Source organism: Citrobacter sp. S55_ASV_140 (genome assembly GCF_018919505.1).
GTDB classification, from domain to species: domain Bacteria; phylum Pseudomonadota; class Gammaproteobacteria; order Enterobacterales; family Enterobacteriaceae; genus Citrobacter; species Citrobacter werkmanii.
In genome coordinates this window covers 1-3,241 of record NZ_JAHLQZ010000304.1, presented here as the reverse complement: position 1 = coordinate 3,241, position 3,241 = coordinate 1, and the positions used below count along the sequence as shown (strand labels likewise).

General features: G+C 53.2%; 3 protein-coding genes. All 3 read left to right on the top strand.

The window, feature by feature from the left end; all coding sequences use genetic code 11:
• Nucleotides 1-591 (top strand): methionyl-tRNA formyltransferase (gene fmt / locus KQJ18_RS22890; RefSeq protein WP_216422830.1); only part of this gene is annotated, 591 nt, incomplete at its 5' end.
• A 51-nt stretch (nt 592-642) separates the two neighbouring features.
• Nucleotides 643-1,932 carry a 16S rRNA (cytosine(967)-C(5))-methyltransferase RsmB gene (gene rsmB / locus KQJ18_RS22885; protein ID WP_038634647.1) on the top strand — a complete coding sequence of 430 codons (1,290 nt, stop codon included), beginning with the start codon at nt 643-645 and terminating at the stop codon, nt 1,930-1,932.
• 21 nt (nt 1,933-1,953) lie between these two features.
• Nucleotides 1,954-3,241, top strand: a 1,288-nt coding sequence (trkA, locus tag KQJ18_RS22880) for a Trk system potassium transporter TrkA (protein ID WP_216422828.1), incomplete at its 3' end; no start/stop codon positions are given.

The window sequence follows — 3,241 nt, the reverse complement described above, 5'->3', positions numbered from 1 at the left end:
GGCGCAGCACCGATTCAACGTTCACTGTGGGCTGGCGATAGCGAAACGGGCGTTACCATCATGCAAATGGATGTTGGTCTCGACACCGGTGATATGTTGCTTAAGCTCTCCTGCCCGATTACGGCAGAAGATACCAGCGGTTCTTTATACGACAAGCTGGCGGACCTGGGGCCTCAGGGGCTGATTGAAACGCTAAAACAGTTGGCTGCTGGCACGATAAAACCCGTGGTACAAGATGAATCACTGGTTACGCATGCAGAGAAACTCAGTAAAGAAGAGGCCCGTATCGACTGGTCACTTTCGGCCGCTCAGTTGGAGCGCTGCATCCGCGCCTTTAACCCGTGGCCAATGAGCTATATCGTCATCGACGAGCAACCAGTAAAAATTTGGCAGGCGACGGTTATCGATACGCCCGCTAACGCTGAACCAGGCACAATTCTGGAAGCGAACCGTCAGGGTATCCAGGTTGCAACAAGCGACGGCATCCTGAATCTCGTCTCTTTGCAGCCTGCCGGCAAAAAAGCCATGAGTGCGCAGGATCTGCTTAATTCGCGCCGGGAGTGGTTTGTACCCGGAAACCGTCTGGCCTGACGGTTCATCTCTTTAAGCCCGGTGTGACCGGGCATTTTTATTTTTGCACTTATGAAAAAACATCTTAATTTACGCAGTATGGCAGCCCAGGCCGTCGAGCAGGTTGTCGAAAAGGGGCAATCATTAAGCAACGTGCTGCCCGCCATGCAGCAAAAAGTTGCCGATAAAGATAAAGCGCTGTTGCAAGAGCTTTGCTTCGGCGTATTGCGCACACTTTCGCAACTGGAGTGGATGATCCAGCAACTGATGGAACGTCCGATGACGGGCAAACAGCGTACCGTTCACTACCTGATCATGGTGGGCTTCTACCAACTGCTGCATACCCGTATCCCACCCCATGCTGCGCTGGCCGAAACCGTAGAAGGCGCGGTGGTGATTAAGCGTCCGCAGTTGAAAGGGCTGATCAATGGTGTATTACGCCAGTTCCAGCGCCGTCAGGAAGAACTACTGACCGAGTTCGCACAAAGCGATCTACGTTTCTTACACCCCTCCTGGCTGGTAAAACGTATTAAAGCCGCTTATCCACAGCAATGGGAAGCCATCCTTGAGGCTAATAACCAACGCCCGCCAATGTGGCTCCGTGTTAATCGCAACCACCATACGCGCGACGCCTGGCTGGAACTACTCGCCGAAGCAGGATTGACCGGTTTCCCTCATCCGGATTACCCGGATGCGGTCCGTCTGGAAACACCAGCCCCCGTGCTCGCCCTGCCAGGTTTTGAGCAAGGTTGGGTCACCGTTCAGGATGCCTCTGCCCAGGGTTGCGTCAGCTATCTGCAGCCACAAAACGGAGAGCAGATCCTTGATTTATGTTGCGCTCCCGGCGGCAAGACCACTCACATTCTGGAGGTCGCGCCAGATGCGAACGTGATGGCAGTCGATGTCGACGATAAACGCCTGTCTCGCGTGTATGACAACCTGAAACGCCTGGGTATGAAAGCAACCGTGAAGCAGGGTGATGGTCGTTATCCGCAGCAGTGGTGCGGTGAGCAACAGTTTGACCGTATTTTGCTGGACGCTCCATGTTCTGCCACTGGTGTGATCCGTCGCCATCCGGATATCAAATGGTTGCGTCGCGATCGTGATATTGCCGAACTCGCTCAGTTGCAGGCCGAGATTCTCAACGCGACCTGGACACACCTTAAGCCGGGCGGCACGCTGGTCTATGCAACCTGTTCTATTCTGCCAGAAGAAAACCAACAGCAGATCGCCGCGTTCCTTGCACGCACACCGGATGCGGTGTTAAGCGAAACCGGTACGCCAGAGCAGCCGGGACGTCAGAATTTACCGGGTGCAGAAGATGGCGATGGCTTCTTTTACGCTAAGCTAATCAAAAAGTGATGAGATAACGGGTCGCGACTGATGAAAATTATCATTCTTGGCGCAGGGCAAGTTGGCGGTACGCTGGCTGAAAACCTGGTCGGAGAGAACAACGATATCACGGTAGTCGATACCAATGGTGAGCGCCTGCGCAGCTTGCAGGACAAGTTTGATCTCCGCGTCGTGCAAGGACATGGTTCACATCCCCGTGTATTGCGTGAAGCTGGTGCCGACGATGCCGATATGCTGGTTGCCGTAACCAGCTCAGATGAAACAAATATGGTTGCCTGCCAGGTAGCTTATTCCCTGTTTAATACGCCTAACCGTATCGCACGTATTCGTTCACCGGATTACGTTCGCGATGCAGACAAGCTATTTCAATCCGATGCCGTCCCTATCGATCATCTGATTGCGCCTGAGCAACTGGTTATCGATAGCATTTATCGCCTGATTGAATATCCGGGCGCATTGCAGGTCGTTAATTTTGCCGAGGGCAAAGTCAGTCTGGCGGTCGTGAAAGCTTATTACGGCGGACCGCTAATCGGTAATGCTTTGTCGACCATGCGCGATCACATGCCGCATATCGATACCCGCGTTGCGGCGATATTCCGTCATGACAGGCCAATTCGTCCGCAGGGTTCTACCATCGTTGAAGCGGGTGATGAAGTCTTCTTTATCGCGGCATCACAGCACATTCGCGCCGTCATGAGCGAGCTACAGCGTCTGGAAAAGCCGTACAAACGCATTATGTTAGTCGGTGGCGGTAATATCGGTGCAGGGCTCGCGCGGCGTCTGGAAAAAGATTACAGCGTCAAACTGATCGAGCGTAATCAGCAGCGCGCATCGGAGCTTGCAGAGAAACTGCAAAATACGATCGTCTTTTTTGGCGATGCTTCGGATCAAGAGCTTCTGGCGGAAGAACACATCGATCAGGTTGATCTGTTCATCGCGGTGACCAATGACGATGAAGCTAACATCATGTCGGCGATGCTGGCTAAACGAATGGGCGCCAAGAAAGTGATGGTGCTGATCCAACGCAGAGCGTACGTCGATCTGGTGCAGGGCAGCGTGATCGATATTGCGATTTCACCGCAGCAGGCGACCATCTCCGCACTCCTGAGCCATGTTCGTAAAGCTGATATTGTTGGTGTTTCATCACTACGCCGCGGCGTAGCGGAAGCCATTGAAGCCGTCGCACACGGTGATGAGACAACATCACGGGTAGTAGGTCGCTCGATTGATGAAATTAAACTTCCGCCCGGCACTATTATTGGCGCTGTTGTACGGGGTAATGATGTGATGATTGCTAATGACAACCTGCGTATTGAAC

What these genes read in the sequence shown, in the direction of transcription:
- rsmB (WP_038634647.1), top strand. Translation starts at nt 643, where the DNA reads ATGAAAAAACATCTTAATTTACGCAGTATGGCAGCCCAGGCCGTCGAG.